The organism is Streptomyces sp. NBC_01235, from assembly GCF_035989285.1.
GTDB lineage: Bacteria > Actinomycetota > Actinomycetes > Streptomycetales > Streptomycetaceae > Streptomyces.
The window spans coordinates 8,618,616-8,639,125 of sequence record NZ_CP108513.1; the positions used below are offsets into that span (position 1 = coordinate 8,618,616).

The 20,510-nt window shown below is 70.6% G+C and carries 17 protein-coding genes and 1 pseudogene; 9 read left to right on the forward strand and 9 right to left on the reverse strand.

Annotation, left to right across the window (positions count from 1 at the left end):
• Positions 1-184 precede the first annotated feature (184 nt).
• The 4 genes from OG289_RS38770 to OG289_RS38785 all read right to left on the reverse strand — a co-directional run bounded on the left by OG289_RS38770 (position 185) and on the right by OG289_RS38785 (position 3,921).
• Positions 185-1,834, reverse strand: coding sequence for a multicopper oxidase family protein (locus OG289_RS38770; RefSeq protein ID WP_327318679.1), 1,650 nt, complete (start codon positions 1,832-1,834; stop codon positions 185-187).
• Positions 1,835-1,931: 97 nt separating this feature from the next.
• Positions 1,932-2,360 (reverse strand): DUF6153 family protein, encoded by a 429-nt coding sequence (locus OG289_RS38775; RefSeq protein ID WP_327318680.1) that lies wholly within the window; start codon positions 2,358-2,360, stop codon positions 1,932-1,934.
• Positions 2,361-2,731: 371 nt separating this feature from the next.
• Positions 2,732-3,376: a DUF305 domain-containing protein gene (locus OG289_RS38780; RefSeq protein ID WP_327318681.1), complete on the reverse strand. Its 645-nt coding sequence runs from the start codon at positions 3,374-3,376 to the stop codon at positions 2,732-2,734.
• Between the two features lie 95 nt (positions 3,377-3,471).
• On the reverse strand, positions 3,472-3,921 hold the full coding sequence (locus tag OG289_RS38785; protein WP_327318682.1) for a hypothetical protein: 450 nt from the start codon (positions 3,919-3,921) through the stop codon (positions 3,472-3,474).
• Positions 3,922-4,062: 141 nt separating this feature from the next.
• Here OG289_RS38785 and OG289_RS38790 point away from each other — a divergent pair, with 141 nt between their 5' ends.
• The 3 genes and pseudogenes from OG289_RS38790 (at position 4,063) to OG289_RS38800 (ending at position 7,277) form a co-directional block, all read left to right on the forward strand.
• Complete coding sequence (locus OG289_RS38790; RefSeq protein ID WP_327318683.1) at positions 4,063-4,431, forward strand: BlaI/MecI/CopY family transcriptional regulator; 369 nt, start codon at positions 4,063-4,065, stop codon at positions 4,429-4,431.
• On the forward strand, positions 4,428-5,336 hold the full coding sequence (locus OG289_RS38795) for a M56 family metallopeptidase (protein WP_327318684.1): 909 nt from the start codon (positions 4,428-4,430) through the stop codon (positions 5,334-5,336). The genes OG289_RS38790 and OG289_RS38795 overlap by 4 nt, the downstream gene beginning before the upstream one ends.
• A 309-nt stretch (positions 5,337-5,645) precedes the next feature.
• A pseudogene (locus OG289_RS38800) lies at positions 5,646-7,277 on the forward strand (IS200/IS605 family accessory protein TnpB-related protein).
• A gap of 7 nt (positions 7,278-7,284) precedes the next feature.
• On the opposite strand, the gene OG289_RS38805 reads toward OG289_RS38800, so the two are convergent.
• The 3 genes from OG289_RS38805 to OG289_RS38815 all read right to left on the reverse strand — a co-directional run bounded on the left by OG289_RS38805 (position 7,285) and on the right by OG289_RS38815 (position 11,082).
• Positions 7,285-9,612 (reverse strand): heavy metal translocating P-type ATPase, encoded by a 2,328-nt coding sequence (locus OG289_RS38805; protein WP_327318685.1) that lies wholly within the window; start codon positions 9,610-9,612, stop codon positions 7,285-7,287.
• Between the two features lie 108 nt (positions 9,613-9,720).
• The gene (locus tag OG289_RS38810; protein ID WP_327318686.1) at positions 9,721-10,017 is read right to left on the reverse strand and encodes a heavy-metal-associated domain-containing protein; all 297 of its coding nucleotides are present in this window, start codon (positions 10,015-10,017) and stop codon (positions 9,721-9,723) included.
• 159 nt (positions 10,018-10,176) lie between these two features.
• Positions 10,177-11,082, reverse strand: a complete 906-nt coding sequence (locus OG289_RS38815) for a DUF5134 domain-containing protein (protein WP_327318687.1) — start codon at positions 11,080-11,082, stop codon at positions 10,177-10,179.
• 319 nt (positions 11,083-11,401) lie between these two features.
• Here OG289_RS38815 and OG289_RS38820 point away from each other — a divergent pair, with 319 nt between their 5' ends.
• The 4 genes from OG289_RS38820 (at position 11,402) to OG289_RS38835 (ending at position 15,964) form a co-directional block, all read left to right on the forward strand.
• Positions 11,402-11,779, forward strand: a complete 378-nt coding sequence (locus OG289_RS38820; RefSeq protein WP_327318688.1) for a hypothetical protein — start codon at positions 11,402-11,404, stop codon at positions 11,777-11,779.
• A gap of 747 nt (positions 11,780-12,526) precedes the next feature.
• Positions 12,527-13,621, forward strand: coding sequence for a PLP-dependent cysteine synthase family protein (locus OG289_RS38825; protein WP_327318689.1), 1,095 nt, complete (start codon positions 12,527-12,529; stop codon positions 13,619-13,621).
• Positions 13,618-14,916, forward strand: a complete 1,299-nt coding sequence (locus tag OG289_RS38830; protein WP_327318690.1) for an MFS transporter — start codon at positions 13,618-13,620, stop codon at positions 14,914-14,916. The genes OG289_RS38825 and OG289_RS38830 overlap by 4 nt, the downstream gene beginning before the upstream one ends.
• A gap of 508 nt (positions 14,917-15,424) precedes the next feature.
• A complete protein-coding gene (locus tag OG289_RS38835) occupies positions 15,425-15,964 on the forward strand; it encodes a DUF2231 domain-containing protein (RefSeq protein ID WP_327318691.1) in 540 nt (179 codons plus the stop codon).
• Between the two features lie 296 nt (positions 15,965-16,260).
• On the opposite strand, the gene OG289_RS38840 is transcribed toward OG289_RS38835, so the two are convergent.
• Complete coding sequence (locus OG289_RS38840; RefSeq protein ID WP_327318692.1) at positions 16,261-17,388, reverse strand: magnesium and cobalt transport protein CorA; 1,128 nt, start codon at positions 17,386-17,388, stop codon at positions 16,261-16,263.
• Positions 17,389-17,578: 190 nt separating this feature from the next.
• On the opposite strand from OG289_RS38840, the gene OG289_RS38845 reads away from it, so the two are divergent.
• Complete coding sequence (locus tag OG289_RS38845) at positions 17,579-18,688, forward strand: winged helix DNA-binding domain-containing protein (protein WP_327318693.1); 1,110 nt, start codon at positions 17,579-17,581, stop codon at positions 18,686-18,688.
• A gap of 416 nt (positions 18,689-19,104) precedes the next feature.
• On the forward strand, positions 19,105-19,287 hold the full coding sequence (gene dmpI, locus OG289_RS38850; RefSeq protein WP_327318694.1) for a 4-oxalocrotonate tautomerase DmpI: 183 nt from the start codon (positions 19,105-19,107) through the stop codon (positions 19,285-19,287).
• Between the two features lie 179 nt (positions 19,288-19,466).
• On the opposite strand, the gene OG289_RS38855 is transcribed toward dmpI, so the two are convergent.
• On the reverse strand, positions 19,467-20,258 hold the full coding sequence (locus OG289_RS38855; protein WP_327318695.1) for a S1 family peptidase: 792 nt from the start codon (positions 20,256-20,258) through the stop codon (positions 19,467-19,469).
• Positions 20,259-20,510 lie beyond the last annotated feature (252 nt).

Below are 20,510 nucleotides of genomic sequence, written 5' to 3' on the forward strand. Positions count from 1 at the left end.
GCCTCCCTGCCCGCGCGAACTCGCGCAAGCCCTCCGTGAAGCCGACGTCGCGCCGACGGAAGCCGGCAATGACGAGGAGACGGTCCGCCGCCGAGCAGCACCGCCGGCGGGGTCGACATGTTCCTCGGACACCACGGTCCGGGGCGGGACCGCTGGATCCCGCCCCGGGCGGGGAGCCGAAGGCTCAGGCTCCGTAGGCCACGAGCGCCATCATTCCGGCTTCGCCGTGGTAGGCGTTGTGACAGTGCAGCATCCACTGGCCGGGGTTGTCCGCGTCGAAGACGACGGACACCTTCCTCTTGGGCAGCACGATGGTGGTGTCCTTGCGCGGACCGGTGTCGCCGAGCTGGTAGGTGTGGCCGTGCAGGTGCATCGGGTGCCACATGTTCGTGGTGTTGACGAAGTCGAGCCGCACGCGCTGGCCCTCCTCGACGAGCAGCGCGTTCGCGGCCGGGTCGGCCATGTCGTACCGCTTGCCGTTGATGGCCCAGTCGTACTTGTTCATGCTGCCGGTCAGCGCGATGTGGTGAACCCGGTCGGTCTTCTTCGCCTCCAGCCGTACGTCGTCGGCCGCGCGCAGCTGCGAGGCGGTCACGATCCGGCCGTCCAGTTCGGCCGGTCGTACGGTCGGCTTCGGAGTACCTCCCGACCCGGTGCGCATCACAGCCATGCCGACGGTGTCCTTGCCCTCGGCGAGCGCGACGAGGGGGAAGACGCCGTCCCCGAGGGTGACCAGGACGTCGTACCGCTCACCCATTCCGATCAGCAGCGCGTCGACCTGCTGGTGCTCGACGGGGAAGCCGTCGGTGTGGGTGATGGTCAGCTTGTGGCCGCCGAGCGCCACACGGTAGGCGGTGTCGCCGCCCGCGTTGATGATCCGCAGGCGGACGCGCTTGCCCGACTTGCCGGTGTAGACGGCCGGGTCGGTCGGCACTCGCCCGTTGACCAGGTGGTACGGGTACTTCACGTCCCCCGCGTCGCCGCCGAGCAGCGGGCTGGTGGCGCCCATGAGCATGAACCTCATCGACATGCCGTCGCCGGAGGACGCAGGCGGCGAGGCCGTCGTCTCGTCCATGCCGGAGCCACTCATGTCCATCCCGCTCATGTGCCCCATGTCGTGACCGGACGAGGCGGTCGAACCGGAGGGAGCCGACGCGTCGCCGGAACCGCCCATGTCCATGCCGCCCATGCCGCCCATGCCCTGCCTGAGCTCGGCGAAGGCTTCGTCGGGAGTGCCGGTCACGCCGTCCAGCCAGTCGTCGAGAACGACGACCCACTCGTCGTCGTACGACAGCGGCTCCTTGGGGTCCTCGACGATCAGCGGGGCGTGCAGGCCGCGGTCGAGCTGGACACCCACGTGCGGGTGGAAGAAGTACGTGCCGGGTGTGTCGGCGATGAAGCGGTACGTGAAGTTGGACCCGGCTCGTACCGCGGTCTGGGTGACCGGCGGTACGCCGTCCATGTCGCTGCGCAGCGCGATGCCGTGCCAGTGGATGGAAGTCGTCGTGCCGCCGGGAAGCTGGTTGGACAGCTCGGCGGCGAGGGTGTCGCCGGCGGAGACACGGATCTCCTTGCCAGGAGCCTGGCCGCTGAAGGCCCAGGACTTGGCCATGATGCCGCCACCCAGGTCGAGCATGCCGGGAGCGGCGGTCAGGTTGAGACGGTGCACCGTGCCCGTGCTGGTCCGCTCCTTCTCCGTGCGGGCGACCTGGGAACCGGAGGGGCTGAGGAGGGAGGGGCTGCTGGAGGCGTCGTTGCTGCAGGCGGCGAGCAGGCCGGTACCTGCCGCACCCAGTCCGGCGAGCAGGACGGAGCGACGGTTGATGCTGTTCACGAGAGGGGTCCTCTTCTCGATGCGCGATAGGCGTTCGGGGTGTCCGGACACGGCTCGTCGGCGTCGTGGTGACGCGGGGAAGCCGTGAGGCGGCGGCCTATATGCGCAGCTGAGAGAGGAGAGACAGGTCGGGTGGCGCACGATTCACGGAGCGCGCGATGTCCACGCCGGTGAGCACCGTGATCCGGGTCGGGAAGGTTGCGGTCGGCGACTCGGGTGGTGCCACGAGCTGAAGGGTGCTGACGCCGGCGGCCGTGCAGAGCTGCATGGCCATGGAAGGGCAGGAGGCGCCGTCGGAACCGTGTGCCGCAACCGCTGCCGGCGAGGCCGTGTGGGGGTGGGCCGCAGGAGCTGAGCGAGGTTCCGACATGGCGTGCGGTGAAGCTGTCGACGTCGCTGTGACCGGCGAGTCGGGGAGTCCGTGGTGGAGCAGTACGGCGACCACGGCGCACAGCGTGACGAGCACGCCGCGTACCCAGCGGGCGGCACCGCCGGTCTGGGGCCAGGACAAGTTTCGTACCGTCATCAGGAGCGTCCGTACTTCCTGCGATCGCGGGCTGCCCAATATACCCCGCACGGGTATACGTGTCGCGTGAAGCCGACGGACACGCTCTTCGGGCAGTGGTGGACACATGCACTCGGGGGACCGTTGAAGGGAGGGCGCCGCAGGCGGCGAGGATCCGGCCATGACCGAGACTCAGGCGGAGGGCACGTCGCCGGCCGCGGTCAGGGCGCGCGGGCAGAAACTCGCGAGTTCGCCGGGCGCGATGCGTCGTGGACGCTGCCGGTCCGAGGAGGCGAGCGGCCGTCCGGGTTGCGCAGCGCGAACGTCGCGCTGCGCAACCCGGACGCCCGGTTGGCGACGCGAGCCGAAAGGACGGCTCGTGTCAGGAGGGCTCAGAGCCGGTCGAGGATGCTCTGCAGTTGCTTGACCTCGGCGGACTGGCCTTCGACGATGTCGCCCGCCATCTTCACGGCGTCGGCGTTCTTGCCGTTCTTCTGCTCGTCCTGGGCCATGCCGATCGCGCCGTTGTGGTGCTCGATCATCATGTCGGCGAACATCTTGTCGAACTCGGCGCCCTTCATGGACGTGAGGTGCTCCATGTCCGCGTCGGGCATCATGCCGTCGCCGCTTCCGTGATCCATGCCGGGCATGGAGTCTGTGGCGGTCGGCTTGTTCCAGGACTTCAGCCAGCCCGTCATCGTCTTGATCTCGGGGTCCTGGGCCTTTTCGATCTTCGTGGCGATGTCCTTCACCTCCGAGTCGGAGGCTCGCTCGGCGGCGAGCTTGGCCATCTCCAGGGCCTGCTCGTGGTGCGGGATCATCATCTGCGCGAAGCTGACGTCCGCGTCGACGAAGCTCGCGGATCCGGCCTCGGCGGTCGCCGACGCGGAGCTCTTGCCGCTGCCGTGGTCCATCCCGCCCATGTCGTCGCCGTTGTCGCCGCAGGCGGAGAGGAACAGGGCGCCGGCGGCGACGACGCCTACGGCGGCGGCGCGGCGGACGTGCTTGCGGCGCGGGGCATGCGTGAAGGAAGTCATGGTTGATTCACCTTGTTGCTGTCGGTTCTTGGCTGTTTTGGCGCAGGCGAACTCGCGGGTCCGCGCGTGGTGCGCGCCCGCGAGAGCGATTCGGCCTACAGCCGCAGAACCGACAACAGGGTGAGATCGGGGCCGCGCGGAGGGGGATCGGGCCGCAGAGCGGCGGCGACCTGGGCGAGAAGTTTCGCCGGCCGCTCCTGGTGACGGGCGAGGGCGGACCTGAGGAGCCTGGCGAGCACCCACACGCCGAACAGGACCGCCACGCACAGCGAGAGCATGTCCATGGCCATGGCGGGCTCGTGCGAGGACGTCGGGCCTGCCGTACCCGTGGCGTGACCGTCTCTGCCCCGGTCGGCGGGAGCACCCATGGGATCGTGGCCGGAAGCGGCCGTATCCAACGCATTCGGGTGGGACGCGGTGCTCATGGCCGAACCGGACGACTCACCGGGATGTCCCATGCTGTGCATCGCGAAGATGCCCAGGGCGAGCACGACGACGAGCAGCAGGTGCCCGAGGGCACCTCCCGCGCGTACGTACCGGCTCACTTTCACAAGGGACTCCGTCGCTGGTCGTTCTGGATCGGCTCCTCGGCAGTGGCCAAGGGATGCGGCCCTGCCGCGAGACGGCCGACCTCCACTGATCTACTAAGCTGTTTCGCGTTGAGGGTACCGGAGAGGGGAGCGGCCGTGCGTCAGCTGGGTGAGCTTGAGGCGGAGATCATGCACCGCCTGTGGGCCTGGGGGCGTCCGGCGACCGCGCGCGACGTGCTGACGGACATCAACAAGCAGCGGCCGCTCGCCTACAGCACCGTCAAGACCGTGGCCGACATCCTGCACCACAAGGGCATGCTCAAGCGGCACAAGGAAGGCAGAGCCTGGGTGTACGAGCCCACCTGCACCCGGCAGCAGTACACGGCGGCGCTGATGCAGCAGGCCCTCGGCAGCAACCCGGACCCGGCCGGCACGCTGGTCAGTTTCGTGGAACAGATGACGCCCGACGAGGCCGACGCCCTACGCTCGGCGCTCCGAGCGGTCAAGAGGCGGAGCGAGGCATGAGCACAGCCGCCGTCCTCGCCGGATACGCCGTTGTGGTGGGCGCCCTCGTGCCGTGCCTGCTGTCCCGGGCGGCGTGGGTGCACCGCGCTCCGGTTCTCGCGGTCCTCGCGTGGCAGGGCCTCATGGCGACGTTCGTCTTCACCGCCATGCTCGCGGTGTATCACCTGTTTGTTGCTGACCACCCTGTGCACGGCGGCCTGGTCGGGCTGCTCACGGCCTGCGGTCTCGTCGTCGGCGCCCCGTTCGTGGGGCCCGCACCCTCCCTGCCCCAGGCTCTGGCGCTTGCCGCGCCCGCCGCGGTCGTGCTGCTGCCGCTGGGCCGGCTCGTCGCCTGTGCCTGGCAGGCACGCCGGGCACGACAGCGCCACCTCGACCTGCTCACCCTCGTGGGTGACCCGGCACCTGAGTACGGTGCCACCGTCGTCGACCACAAGGCCCCGGCCGTCTACTGCCTGCCCGGCCGCCACTGTCGAGTCGTCATCACACGAGGTGCGTTGGACGCCCTGTCCGAGGAGCAGTTGCGGGCCGTCCTGGAGCACGAGCGCGCGCACATCGACGGCAGGCACCACCTGCTCCACCTGTTGGCGGACGCGTTCTCCCGGGCCTTCCCCGGACTGCCGCTGGCCCGCCACGCGAAGGAGCAGACGGCGCTGCTGGTGGAGATGATCGCGGACGACCGCGCCCTGCGGTCACATCCGCGGGAGGCGCTGGCGACCGCGATGTGTGAGGTGGCAGCAGGTCGGGTGCCGTCGGTGGCGCTGGGGGCCGGTGGGGCAGGTGCCCTGCTCAGACTCCGGCGCGTGCTCACCCCGCAGCCCCGGCCGCACCGCGCGACCTGGCTGGGCGTCGTCGCGGCCACTGTCGTGGCGCCGCTGCTTCCGCTCCTGGTGGCGTGCGGGCCCTGATCCGGCGTGGCCCACGTTGCTCGTGGCCGGATCACACCCCGGCCGCCTGGCCACGGTCCTTCGCGGACGGAAACCAGGCGGCGGGTGGGCGGTTCGAAGGGTTTTGAGCTGCTGCCGCTGGAGTGTGTTCAAGAGGATTTTGGTGCGCGGGAGTGAGTGCCGGTGGTCGGTGTCGTGTCGCGCGCCTCGGCCGGGTGTCGGTTTTCAGCGAGGAACTGACGTTCTTGCATCGAATGCGTGACCTTCTACGGAACTGCTCGTTGGAAGCGGTGACAGGGGCTTCGCGTGAGGTTGGGCGGGGGTGACGGGATGGGTGAGCTGAGGGACTTGGCGTCGCCGTTCGTCGCGTCCGGTCCGAGTGGTGTGGCCGTCCGTACCCGCCTCAAGCAGTTGACACCGGACGATGAGAAGGTGCTGCGCCTGGTGGGCGCGCATCTGGGGGCGCTGGCCTCGAAGGATCTCAGGGCGCGCTGCCGGGATGGCCTGGAGCACTCCGCTGAGACGTGGGCGGGACGCAAGCGGGGACTGACGGCCCTGTCGTCGTCGCGGTGGGCGGGCAGTATCACCAAAGCCACTCATGACCAGTGGGCGCTGGCCCGTCGCTGCCAGCTGGCGCACATCCAGAACCTGGAAGCGGGCATCCGTGCCATCGGGCAGCGGCTGTCCCAGCCGGTTGGGCAGAAGGGGACCAGGCGGGCGCCGGGCGGTTACCGGTCGCGGCGGGAGTGGTATGCGAAGTCGCGTCGGCTGCGGGTGCTTCAGGACCGGCTGGCCGCTGCGCGGGCCGACCGTGAGGCAGGAGTCGTGCACGTCGTACGGGGCGGCAAGTGGCTGGCCCGTGCCCGCCACCACCTGGACGAGGCCGGATTTACCAAAGGCGAGTGGCGCCGGGGCTGGGAGGCGGAGCGCTGGTTCTGCCAGGCCGACGGTGAGTCGGGCAAGCGCTACGGCAACGAGACGATCCGTATCAGCCCAGAGGGTGAGGTGAGCCTCAAACTCCCCGCGCCGCTCGCGTATCTGGCGAACGCGCCGCACGGGCGGTACGTCCTGGCCGGCCGGGTCGTGTTCGCGCACCGGGGCGGCGAGTGGGCGGACCGTGTCGCGGCCGACCGGGCTGTGGCCTACCGCATCCACCTGGATACCGGCCGGGACCGCTGGTACCTGACGGCCTCCTGGCAGACCCCCGTTACCCCGGCCATCCCGATCGAGGCCGCGCTCGCCCACGGCGTGATCGGCGTCGACATGAACGCCGACCACCTCGCCGCCTGGCACCTCGACATCCACGGCAACCCGACCGGCGCCCCGCGCCGTTTCTTCTACGACCTGACCGGCACCGCCGAACACCGTGACGCCCAGGTCCGCCACGCCCTCACCCGCCTCCTGCACTGGGCCCGTACCTGTGGCGTGAAGGCGGTTGCGGTGGAGGACCTGGACTTCGCCGCCGAGAAGACCCGGGAGAAACACGGCCGCAAAAAGCGCTTCCGGCAGCTGGTCTCCGGCATGCCCACCGGGAAGCTGCGCGCCCGGCTGGCCTCGATGGCCGACCAGACAGGCGTCGCGGTCATCGCCGTCGACCCGGCCTACACCAGCCGCTGGGGCGCCCAGCACTGGCAGAAGCCCCTCACCAGCACCACTCGCACAACCACTCGCCACGATTCTGCTGCCGTGGCGATCGGAAGGCGCGCCCAGGGACACCCGATCCGGCGACGGACGGCACCGCCCCCTGCTCACCGGAGTGATGAGCAGGGGCATCGGACCGTCCAGGCCCGACCGGGGGTTCCTGGGCGTGAGGGAACCCGCCCCCGCATCCCCGGACCACGGACACGATCCGTGCCGCCCGGACGCGGAGCGAACGCGGGCAACCAGAACGCCCAACACCGTCCGGGGCGTTCGGCCGAGCATGGGTCCTGGCAACAGGACTCACTCCCGCTCAGTCTCTAGGAACGGTCTACTTGAAGGACCGCAGGCGCAGGCTGTTCGTGACGACGAAGACCGACGAGAAGGCCATCGTGGCACCGGCGATCATCGGGTTGAGCATGCCGGCGGCGGCGAGCGGCAGGGCCGCGACGTTGTAGCCGAAGGCCCAGAAGAGGTTGCCCTTGATGGTGGCCAGGGTCTTGCGGGACAGTCGGATCGCGTCCGCAGCCACCCGCAGGTCACCTCGTACGAGGGTCAGGTCTCCCGCCTCGATCGCCGCGTCCGTGCCGGTGCCCATGGCAAGGCCGAGGTCTGCCGTGGCGAGGGCGGCCGCGTCGTTGACGCCGTCGCCGACCATGGCGACCGTACGGCCCTCGGCCTGGAGCCGCCTGACCACGTCGACCTTGTCCTGAGGCAGCACTTCGGCGATCACTTCGTCGATGCCGACAGCGCGGGCGACCGACTCGGCTACGAGTCGGTTGTCGCCGGTCAGGAGAACCGGCTTCAGACCCAGTCGGCGCAACTCGGCCACCGCTTCGGCGCTGGTCTCCTTCACCGCGTCGGCGACAGTGAGGACACCGCGAGCCTCGCCGTCCCAGGCGACGGCTACGGCCGTACGCCCCTCGGCCTCCGCCGCGGCCTTGGCCTCGGCCAGTTCGCGCGGCAGCACGATGGCCGTCCCCCACTCTCGGCTTCGCTCGAGCGGGGGGACCCCGACCTCGAGGAGCTTCTCGCGGCCGACGAGTACGGCGTGCCCGTCGACGATGCCCTGGACGCCGAGGCCGGCGACGTTCTCGAAGCCCTCCGGTACCGGCAGGCTGCCGGCCCGCTCTACCGCGCCGGCCGCGATGGCCTGGGCGATCGGGTGCTCGGAGGCGTGCTCCAGCGCGCCCGCGAGCCGCAGGAGTTCGTCCTTGTCCACCCCCGGTGCGGTGAACACGTCCTGGAGCTGCATCCGGCCGGTGGTGACGGTCCCGGTCTTGTCGAGGACGACCGTGTCGACGCGGCGGGTGGACTCCAGCACCTCGGGGCCCTTGATGAGGATGCCGAGCTGGGCACCGCGGCCGGTGCCGACCATGAGGGCAGTGGGCGTCGCCAGCCCGAGCGCGCACGGGCAGGCGATGATCAGGACGGCCACGGCGGCCGTGAAGGCGGCGGCCGCGTCACCCGTGACGCCGAGCCAGCCCCCGAGGGTGGCGGCGGCGATCAGCAGGACGACCGGCACGAAGACGCCGGAGATCCGGTCGGCGAGGCGCTGCACCTCGGCTTTGCCGTTCTGGGCGTCCTCGACGAGCTTCGCCATGCGAGCGAGCTGGGTGTCGCCCCCGACGCGCGCGGCCTCGACGACGAGCCGCCCCCCGGCGTTCATGGTCGCCCCGGTCACGGCGTCGCCGACGCTCACGTCCACGGGCACGGATTCGCCGGTCAGCATGGAGGCGTCCACCGCGGACGCGCCCTCGACGACGGTCCCGTCGGTGGCGATCTTCTCGCCGGGCCGTACGACGAAGCGGTCGCCGACCGTCAACCGCGCGACGGGGATGCGCACTTCCTTGCCGCCCCGCAGCACTGCCACGTCCTTCGCACCCAGTTCCAGCAGCGCCCTCAGCGCGGCACCTGCCTTGCGCCTGGACTTCGTCTCCAGGTAGCGCCCGGCGAGGATGAAGGTGGTCACCCCGGCCGCGGCCTCCAGGTAGATGGAGGAGGAGCCGTCCGAACGGGCGACGGTGAATTCGAAGCCGTGCCGCATGCCCGGCATGCCGGCGTGCCCGAAGAAGAGCGCCCACAGTGACCAGCCCAGGGCGGCAAGCGTGCCGATGGACACGAGCGTGTCCATGGTCGCGGCTCCATGACGGGCGTTCGTGAAGGCCGCCTCGTGGAAGGGGTACGCGCCCCACACGACGACCGGAGCGGCGAGAGTCAGCGACAGCCACTGCCAGTTGTCGAACTGCAGGGCCGGGACCATCGCCATCAGGACGACGGGCACCGACAGCGCGAGCGACACGAACAGACGCTGCCGCAGGGAGAGCAACTCTCCGTCCGCGCCCGGGTGTGCCGCCCGGACCTCGCCTTCCTCGCCGGTCGGGGGAGTGGGGGGCGGCGGCTCTTCGGCCGTGTAGCCGGTCTTCTCGACGGTGGCGATGAGGTCGGCGACGTCGGTCCCGCCTCCGTAGGAGACCTTCGCCTTCTCCGTGGCGAAGTTGACGGTCGCCGTCACACCGTCCATGCGGTTGAGCTTCTTCTCGATGCGGGCAGCGCACGAAGCGCAGGTCATGCCGCCTATGGAGAGCTCGACCTCGGAGGCGGGCGCCTGCGGGGGCGCCTCACCGGGACGTGTCTTCTCGGGAGCCGTGCTGGTCATGGAGATTCTCCTGGGGAAGGCCGGGACGTACGGCGTCCGTATCAGCGGAGCGGCACGTCCCGGCGGGGAGGAAAACGCGTGGTCCGGGGCCGTCTGACCCCGGACGGCTCACGCGGCGCCGACGAGCTCGTAACCCGCCTCGTCGACGGCGGCGCGGACGGCCTCCGTGTCGAGCGGGGCGGCGGAGGTGACCGTCACCTCACCGGTCTTGGCGACGGCCGTGACCGAGGTGACGCCGTCCAGTTCGGATATCTCCTGCGAGACCGCGCCCTCGCAGTGCCCGCAGGTCATGCCGGACACCTTGTAGACGGTGGTGACCCCGCCGGCCTGGGTGTCGGTTGCGGCGCCGGAGTGGCACGAACCGTCGGTGGAGCAGCAGGAGCCGGAGTTCTTCTGGTCGGTCATGACTGTTCATCCTCGGAAGTCGATGCGTGGACGACGCTCCGGGAGGGGCTCATCCCCGCTCCTCCCGAGCGAGTCAACAATATACCCCCCAGGGGTATTCCCGAGCTGTGGGGGTGCTCACGTCTTCCCGACGGTGGTGGTCGCTGGGAGCCTCGACCGTTACGCGACCATCATCAGCAGCATGGCGGACATGGTTCCGCCCATGCCGATGTGAGCGGCGAGGGCCGCCTCGGGTGTGGCGCCGGCCCTGCGGCGACGACCGCCGTGGCGGCCCCGTTCCGCCGTGCGGGCCTTGTCCCAGACGGAGAGCGTCAGCGACGCCAGAAACACCACGACCGTGTCCGGCATGGAGAGCAGCCAGCGGCTCCAGTCGCGGCGCCGGGTGTTCTCGCGGCCGGCCGTGAGGCCGATCCGCTTGGTGCCGCGGATGCGCGCCCAGACCGACGCGGCGATCGACAGCAGGAAGTACACGGCAAGCGCGGCGATCACCAGGCGCCAGACGGAAGGCGACGACGATGCGTTCGCCCCGGCGGCGGACGTGTGCGCGCTCATGCCGGCCATGTCCATCCCGGGCGTGGACTCCATCCCGGGCATGGACTCCATGCCGGCCATGCTCTCCGTCCCGCCGGTGTGCTGCGTGCTCGCGCCATCCTCCATGCCGGGCATGCCCGGCATCGTGGAACCGTGGCCGTGGCCCAGCGCGAGGACGGGCCCGGACGGCGTCGTCGTCATGGCCAACGTCATGATCACCATGCCGGCGCTGCCGACGATCAGGTGCACCCAGTGGCGGCCCTCTTTCCAGCCGCGTTCGCGGGTGTGCTTGACGGCCAACATCACGGCGCCGAGACCGAGAAGGGCGAACGCCGTCGCCCACCACAAGCCGTACCCCCCGTACCAGGCTGCCGTCGCGGGCAGGGCCATGGTGGCCATGCACACCCCCATCAGCAGATCGCCGCCCGCCGCGTACCGGCCCTCGCCGCTCGTGGTCACGACCCGGACCGCGCTGACGGCGGCGACCAGTGCGGCGACCCCCGCTATGGACCAGCTCAGAGTCACAGTTCCCATGTCCACCCTTCCCTGTGCGTCTCGCTGCGCCGCGCAAGTGCTTGGCGGCTGCGACCTAGTACGCACGGGGATGGGGGGAGGACTCAGTAACTACTAAGCAGTTTAGTGTTCGAGGGTCCGTCGGGGCGCGTCAGGGTCGCCCCCGGACTGCTCGCCGAAGCAAACCGGTCATGTGTCTGGCTCGTTGACGCGATATCGCGCGGGAGTCGGCGGATCAAGGTCTGTGAGCCGCTAGCATCACGGCGTGATTACGGCTTGGTCACTCCCGCGCATGGTGCGGGCCCGTGTTTCCGCGGGCCCGTTGCTCCGCGTGTCGGCCATGGCCGTACTGCTGTTCAGCGTCGTGTTCACGCACGGACTGAGCGCCGAGAGCGTCAAAGGACACCTGGTGACCAGCGCGGTGGCGCCTGCTGCCGCAGCGCACGAGGCGGTTGTCGACGCCGAGGGCGAGCGGGCTGTGTTCCGGCTGGTCGCGATAGGTGATCCAGGTGACGGCCACGGCTCCTCGCACCCGAGCGAGCAATGCGTCTCCGGGCAGCCGCAGCAGGGCCCGGTGCTGACACCGCCGTGCTGTGCCGTCTCGGTCGGCGAATCGGCCCCCGTCGGGCGCGTCCTGGACACGTCGGATTCCAACGGGTCGGTACTGTCTGCCACGTCGTCGACAGGCCTGAGATCGGCTGTGGTTCAGCAGGTCTAGAAGCCGGATTCCCCTTCGTCCTCCGGCTGTTCCGGCCACCCCCGTCACCGACTCGGCGTGTGGGGACGGTTCGGCTGTGGATCGTCGATACCGTCCTGCCCCCACCCCTGCTCGCCGCTTCCTCTGCCGTGGTCGCCGCCATGGCCGAAGAGGGAGCCGGCGCACGGAGGACCTGTGCCGCCACCTTCCCGTACACCCCCACACCCCCTTCGGGCCGTACCCGACTCGCGCCTGCCGCAGCCGGTCGTCGCCCTGTTGTCCGGCGTCCTGCTCGTGCTGATCGGCCTGTGCGCCGTTACGCATGGGCAGTCGACAGAGCCGGACCACCCGGTACCCGCCGTGGCCACGGCATCGGCCTGGTCGGCGGTGACGAGCGATGTGACGCCCCATGGGCCGCACCGACACCACGGGAACGAGCACTGCGCCCTGGACGAGGCCGCCCGGCCGACGGCCCAGGCCGCTCACCATCCCCCCGCCGACGCAGCGGCGACCCTGCCCGTCGGTGACTTCGGTGTTCTGGTCGCTCTGCCGACTCACCGTCGGCCGTATCGCTTCCGCACCCGACATACGGGCAGAACCGCGCTCTTTTGCACCTCGCGGTGGCGCATCTAGACCTCCCGCCCGCAGCCGGCACCGCACGGCTGCCGCGCTACGGCTGCACAACCTCGGACGAGCAACGACCGTCCGCCTGTGGCCGTGGCGCGAGATGAGCACGCCCCGCGCATTCATCGAGCGAGAGCGAAAGACATGCAGTCACTCACGAATACCCCCGCCACGCCCGACCGGTCCGCCTTGTCGGCGCTGGTGGGCAACACGCCTCTGCTGAGGGTGTCCCAGCCGCTGACACCCCCGGACCGCGGCTTCTGGGCGAAACTGGAGGGCTTCAACCCGGGCGGCATCAAGGACCGGCCCGGCCTGCACATGGTGGAGCGGGCCCGCGCCCGCGGCGATCTGCGCCCCGGCGCCCGGATCATCGAGTCCACCAGCGGCACCCTCGGACTCGGCCTCGCCCTGGCCGGCATGGTCTACGGCCATCCGGTCACCCTGGTCACCGACCCGGGTCTGGAGATGTCCATGACCCGGCTGCTCGCCGCATACGGCGCCCAGGTCAACGTCGTCTCCGAGCCGCACCCCACCGGCGGCTGGCAGCAGGCCCGCCGCGAGCGCGTCCAGCAGTTGATGGCACAGCACCCCGACTCATGGTGCCCGGACCAGTACAACAACCCTGACAACACCACCGCCTACACCCCGCTCGCCCTGGAACTGGCCGCCGAACTGGGCCACATCGACGCCCTGGTGTGCAGCGTGGGCACCGGCGGGCACTCCGCCGGCGTCTCCCGGGTGCTGAAGCAGCTCTATCCCGAGCTGGACGTGGTCGGCGTCGACACCATCGGCTCCACGATCTTCGGCCAGCCGGCCCGGCCGCGGCTGATGCGGGGCCTGGGGTCCAGTATCTATCCCCGCAACGTCGCCTACGACGCGTTTTCCGAGGTCCACTGGGTGGCCCCGGCCGAGGCGGTGTGGACCTGCCGCCAGTTGGCCGGCTCGCACTATGCCACCGGCGGGTGGAGCGTGGGCGCGGTCGCCCTGGTCGCCGGATGGCTGGCCCGTACCCTGCCCGCCGACACCCGGATCGCGGCGATCTTCCCCGACGGCCCGCAGCGCTACCTCGGGACGGTGTTCGACGACGACTACTGCGCCGCCCACGGCCTCCTCGACGCCCCTCCCGTTCCCGAACCCGAGGTGATCGGGCGCGTGGACGAGAAGGAAGTGGCCCACTGGACACGGTGCACCACCGTGGTCGACCCGCTCACCTTGGAGTCCGTGGAGGAGAGCCGGTGAAGGGCACCCTCACACAGGTACGCACCTACGAACGCAGCGTCCAGCTGCTGATGGCCAATCAGTTCACCATCAACCTGGGCTTCTACATGCTCATGCCCTACCTGGCCGCTCACCTCTCCGGCACGCTCGGACTGGCCGGCTGGGTCGTCGGACTCGTCCTCGGCGTACGGAACTTCAGCCAGCAGGGCATGTTCCTCGTCGGCGGGACGCTCGCCGACCGGTTCGGCTACAAGCCGCTGATCGTCGCCGGATGCGTGCTGCGCACGGTCGGATTCGCGGCGCTCGGCCTGGTCGACTCGCTGGCCGCCCTGATCGCCGCCTCCGCGGCCACGGGGCTCGCCGGGGCGTTGTTCAACCCGGCGGTCCGGGCGTATCTCGCCGCCGACGCGGGGGAGCGCAGGGTCGAGGCGTTCGCACTGTTCAACGTCTTCTACCAGGCCGGAATCCTGCTGGGCCCGCTCGTCGGGATGGTGTTGACCGGGGTGGACTTCCGCATCACCTGCCTGGTCGCCGCTGGGATCTTCGCCGTGCTGAGCGTCGTGCAGATCCGTGCGCTGCCCACCCGGCGCGCCGAGGACCCTGTGAGCAAGGCGGACAAGGACCGAGACGGCGTTCTCACCCAGTGGCGCGGCATTCTCGCCAACCGTCCGTTCCTGCTCTTCTCCGGCGCCATGATCGGCTCATACGTCCTCTCCTTCCAGGTCTATCTCGCACTGCCGTTGGAAGTGCGACGGGTCGGCGGGGACGGAGAGTTCGGCACGGCTGCGGTGGCGGCGCTCTTCGCCGTCTCCGGACTGAGTACGATCGTCGGCCAGACCAGAGTGACTGCCTGGTGCAAGGCCCGCTACGAGCCGGGGCAGGCACTCGCCGGTGGACTGGCCGCCATGGGCCTGGCCTTCGTGCCGCTGCTCCTGGCCACCGCTCTGCCCGTCCCCGAGTCCGGCGCCGGCCTGTGGCTGCTGGCCGCGGTACCGCCCACACTGGCCGCGCTTCTGCTGGCGGTCGGCACGATGATCGCGTACCCCTTCGAGATGGACACCATCGTCCGGCTCTCCGGTGACCGCCTCGTCGCCACGCACTACGGGCTCTACAACACCATCTGCGGGATCGGCATCACCTTCGGCAACCTCCTCACCGGCGTGGCGCTCGACGCGGCCCGCGAGGCGGGGATGCCCGCGCTGCCGTGGATCTCCCTGTGCCTGCTCGGCTTCGCCTGCGCGGCCGCCCTGTACGGCCTGTACCGCACAGGGCGTTTGGCGACTCCGCTCGCCGACCCACGACCCGTCGCCGCCTGACCCGGCGACCGAGAACCGGGGTGGGCGCCACGCGGTGCCCACCCCGGCCGGGCCGAGCGCTTTCGTCAGGGAACGCTTCCCCTCGGCGGCGCACTGGTTCAGTGGCGCATCGGTTCGCTGGGCGTGATGCCCCGGTATCCGCGCGGCGCCGGCGCGTGCCACTGCAGGCCGCCGCCCTTGAGGATCACCGGCTCCCGACCGGCCGGCCCGACCCGGTCGTACCGCGCAACGGTCGCCCCCGCCGGCCCGCATGGCGTCCACCACCGCATGGTGCAGTTGCCCGTCGACGGTCAGTCAGGCGACGGCGCACCAAGGGGCCGTTTGTCCCTGTGCGCTCCGTGGAGGGCGGTAACGGAGGTCGCGAGACGCGAATGCGCCATTGTCCGGAAGGGTGTGGGCTCAGAGGAACCTGAGAGATTCCTGTGCCAGGCTGACGCGCCCCACCGGCCGGCACGCGCGGACGTGCCCGAGCCGATTTCTCACGGTCGCCTTTCTGGAGGAACACCCGATGAGCCTCACCGTTGTCAACGGTCTGCCGGCACACGTTCTGATCGTGCACGTCGTCGTCGTGCTCGTTCCCCTGAGCGCACTGGCGGTCGTGGCCGGCGCGATATGGCCGAGTGCCGCCCGGCGCATGGGGATCGTGCTGCCGGTGCTGGCCCTGCTGACGCTGGTGAGCGTGCCCCTGGCCACGGAGGCCGGCGAGTGGCTGGAGGAGCACGTCGACAGCAACGCCCTGGTGCGCCGGCACGCCGAACTCGGCGACGGGTTGCTCCCCTGGGCCGCGGGCCTGTTCGTGCTGGCGACGGCGCTCTGGTGGACGACGCGACGGTCGGCCGCGGCACAGGCCGCTCCCGGAGAGCAGCCGACCCGGTCGGCCTCGTCCCGGTCCGCGCTGCTCGTGCGGGTGGCGGCAGTGGTGCTGTCCGTCGGGGTGGCCGCGGGCGCGGTCGTGGACGTGTACCGGATCGGCGACTCCGGGGCGAAGGCCGCCTGGCAGGACGGGTTCTCCAAGACCGCCACGGGCGAGCGGGGCGACAACGACTGACGCGATCGGCTCAGCCGTCGGAGCGGACACGCAGGCGTCGGAAGCCGTGCGGCCACGTAGGGACTCCGCTCCTCCCGCCAGGCAGGTGCCGGTTTACCCAAGTGTGTTGCCCGACGGGGTCTGGACGGAGCGTCCGGCCTGTCACCTGAAGACGTCGACTTCCCCCGTGGGCTCTCCACAACCCCGCGCAACGCAGGGGCACAGCAACCTGCTGTGCCCCATACGTCTGACGTCACCGCCTGCGGTCCGTGCGGCACTCCCTCACGGCAGCGCCTGTCTCGACTCCCGACGATTGCTCAGAGCCAGTCCCGCCGCTTGAAGATGACGTACAAACTGGTGCACACCATCGCCATCAGGACGATCGCGAAGGGGTATCCGAACACCCAGTGCAACTCCGGCATGTGCGTGAAGTTCATGCCGTAGATCGTCCCGACCAGCGTCGGGGCGAAGAGGATCGCCGCCCACGACGAGATCTTCTTGATCTCCTCGTTCTGCTCGAACCCCGCCTCCGCCAACGCCCGCATCTCCGCGTTCTGTTGCTGGGTGACGAGGGTCGCGTTCACGGTGAGGATCTCGGTGAGGGCCTGACGGAAGCCGTCGACGCGCTCGCTGGTGTGGGTGACGTGGTCGGCGACGTCGCGGAGGTAGCGCTGGAGTTCCTCGTCGGTGCCGTACTTGGAGAAGCCGGCCATCAGGCCGTGCAGCATGCCGACCAGCGGGCGGGTGGCACGCTGGAACTCGACCATCTCGCGGGAGAGTTCGTAGATGCGGCGGGAGACCGCCGGGTCGCCGCGGAACACTTCGGTCTCGATCTCGTCGACGTCGTTCTGGACGCCCGACACGACCGGCAGGTAGCCGTCCACCACCGCGTCCAGGATCGCGTACAGCACCGCCTCCGGGCCCAGCTTCAGCAGCTCCGGAGTCTCCTCCATGCGGCGGCGGACCGCCGACAGGTCGGGGGCCGCACCGTGGCGGACCGTGAGGACGAAGTCGGGGCCCACGAAGACGTGCAGCTCGCCGAAGTCGATCTCCTCCTGGGCGTCGAGGTAGCGGGCCGCCCGCAGGACGACGAAGAGGGTCTCGCCGTAGCGTTCCAGCTTCGGACGCTGGTGGGCCTCCTTCGCGTCCTCGACGGCGAGCGGGTGCAGGTCGAACTCCGCGGCCAGGGAGTGGAGTTCACCCTCGGTCGGGCGGGCCAGGCCGATCCACGCCATGCCCGACGGCTGCTCGCGCAGCGCCCGGTAGGTCTCCGAGAGCGTGGTGGGGGCGACGACGCGCACGCCGTCGCGGTACAGGACGGCCTGGACGATGCTGGCGGTCTCGGACGGCTCCGCGGCCGCCGGCGCCGGCGGGCGGGACGGCCGCGGCGGCTGAGGTGCGGGCGGGGTGCGGCGCCAGACGGGCTTCCTGGGGCGCTCGGCCATCGCGGCTGCCTCTCGGTCGAGCCTACGTTCGTCCGGATGTCGTGGGATCTCGCTGGATCTCGTCCGATCACCTGGTGGTGATCACGTAGCAGGATATAGGGGGCAAACGACCTGGAGGCGAGAGGGGCGGACCCCGGCCCGGACGCGTAGCGGACAGCAGGTGTCCGCAAGGCCCGTTAGCTTGCCGTGCATGACGATGACGATGTCCCCGGCGGCCCCCGTGCTCGGTGCCCGTGCCCTCAACCGCGCCACCCTCGACCGGCAGCTGTTGCTGCGCCCCTCGTCACTGCCGGCCGGGGCCGCCGTCGAGCATCTGCTCGGGCTCCAGGCGCAGAACGTCAAGCCGCCGTACTACGCGCTCGCCGCCCGGCTCGACGGCTTCGTCCCGCAGGCGCTGTCGACGCCGATGGCCGACCGCGAGGTCGTCCGCATCGTCAGCATGCGCTCCACCATCCACACCCACACCGCCGACGACTGCCTCACCCTGCGGCCGTTCGTGCAGCCCGCCCGTGACCGCGAGCTGACGTACTTCCGCAAGGGCCTCGCCGGAGTCGACCTCGACCGGCTCGCCGTCCTCGCCCGCGACCTCGTCGAGACCGAGCCGCGCACCATGAAGCAGCTGCGCGAGGCCCTCTCCGCCGAATGGCCCGACGCCGACCCCCGGTCCCTCGCCGTCGCCGCCCGGTGCAGGCTGCCCCTGGTCCAGGTCACCCCGCGTGGGCTGTGGGGCAGGAGCGGGCAGGTCGCGCTGACCACCGCCGAGCACTGGCTCGGCCGGCCCGCCGAACCGGTCCCGGCGCCGGACTCCGTCGTCCTGCGCTACCTGGCCGCTTTCGGCCCGGCCTCCGTCAAGGACATGCAGACGTGGGCCGGCCTGACCCGGCTGCGCGAGCCCTTCGAACGGCTCCGCCCGCACCTGCTCACCTTCCGGGACGAGCGGGGCGTCGAACTCTTCGACCTCCCCGAGGCCCCGCGCCCCGACCCCGAGACCCCGGCCCCGCCCCGCTTCCTCCCGGAGTTCGACAACCTCCTCCTTTCCCACGCCGACCGCACCCGAGTCGTCCCGGCCGAGAACCGGGGCCGCAGCTGGCAGGGCAACCAGGCCTACTGCACCCTTCTCGTCGACGGCTTCCTGGCGGGCCTGTGGAAGCTGGAGCAGGACGCGCTCGTCATCGAGGCCTTCGGCCGCCTCACCAAGGCCCAGCGGGAGGACGTGGCGGGGGAGGGCGAGCGGATGCTGGCCGCCATGCATCCCCGGCAGCCCCACGACATCCGGTTCGGTGCCGTCGTACGCCCCTGACCGGCAAGGACGGGGTCCAAGGACGGGGTGCAAGGGCAGGCCTGATCGTCGGCGCCTGCCACGAGGCCGGGTTCACACCGCTGCCGGGCCGAGGGGCGGCGCCCCGCACGACACCCTCGCCACCATCGGCACCCGCCCGTTGTGGACGGTCGTCTACGCCTCCCACGCGCGCGTGCTGCACACGCCCCGCGTGGCCTTCGTGCCGTTCCGGGAGCCGGGGCTCGCTCGCGCTGTCGACGGGGCTCGCCGTGCACGCGGCCGACCCGACCCCCTGCCCGGACACCCTGCTCCTGGCCTGCGGCGATCACCGGAACTGATCGCTGCGGTCGCGGACTGCTCCTTGGTCGCGGCCCGGTCCGCGATGGACTGGTGACACGGCTGCAGGAGCCGTTCCGCACCAGGAAGTCGGAGTAGTCATGCCGATCGTCACCGTGCAGCAGGGCCCGCGCGACACCGAGTTGAAGCGGGACCTCGTCAAGCGGGTCACCGACGCGTTCGTCGACGCGTACGGGATCCCCGCCGAGACCGTCCAGGTGTGGATCCACGAGGTGCCCACCGACAGCTGGGGCGCGGCCGGAAAGCTCACCGCCGACAAGTGAAAAGCCCCCACCCGAAGTGAAAAGCCCCCACCTGTGAGAGGTGAGGGCTTGGATAGAGGGCGCTGCGGGCCGCTCGTGGAGGCTCGCAGCGCCCCCTGGTTTTTCCCTGAGGGGTGCTCAGGAGTTCTTGCAGGCTACGCGGTGACTACGCGGTGACTACGCGTGCGTCACGCGGACGGCTACGAGTTGACCTGCGCCGTCACCAGGCTGGAGAAGGTGGTCAGCCGGGTGTAGACACCCGGGTAGCCGGCCTCCGCGCAGCCCTCGCCCCAAGAAGTGATCCCTGCCAGGACGCCCCCGATGAGCAGGGGACCGCCGCTGTCGCCCTGGCAGGTGTCTGTGCCGCCGGAGGTGTATCCGGCGCAAACCATGTCGGTCTGGACGAAGTCCGAACCGTAGGAGCTCTTGCAGCTGGAGTCGGACACGATCGGGACGGTCGCGGTCCGCAGCTGGTTGGAGGAGCTGCCGCTCTCCGAGGTGGTGCCCCAGCCGAGGATGCGGGCGGTGGTGCCGGCCGCGTACACGCTGGTCTGTGACGAGGAGACGTAGGACGCCGTGGTGTACGGCATCGACGTCGACAGGGTCAGGACGGCCACGTCGTCGCCGTTGGTGGCGTCCGTGTAGTCCGGGTTGATCCAGATCTTGCTCACCCGGCTGACCGTGCCGTTGGTGCCGTTGAGGTACGTGCGCCCACCGACGACGCGCACGCTGCTCGTGGTCTCGCCGACCATACAGTGGGCGGCCGTGACCACCTTGGTCGCCGAGACGAGGGTGCCGCCGCAGAACTGGTTCTGCGAGGCGTCCGTGATCTGCATCATGAACGGGTACGACGTGGTCGTGGTCGTCGTGCCGCCGACGATCGGCTGGGGCGCTGCGACAGCGGTGGGGGCGCTGAGCAGTGCGGTCGCTGCCGCGGCAGCGGTCGCCGCGAGGACGGCGGCGGTCTTCTTGGCGCGGTTGAGCCCGAACATGGATCTCCTCGGTGGGGGATGGCCGGTGGGGGGTCGCGCGGGTGTGGGGGTGTGCACGGGGGTCGCGGGACCGACCCCCGTGTGCCCGGGCGAGCGGCACGTCCCTTACGCTAGGACCCGGACCCGCTCGTCCCAATGAGGGAACCCCCTAGGGGAGTTGAGGCAGGGAAAACCCTCGGTCGCCCCAGGGAACCCACAGCCGCTGCCGAGAGGACGCTCAGGAGAACCGCCGCGCGGGGGCGGAGAACCCAG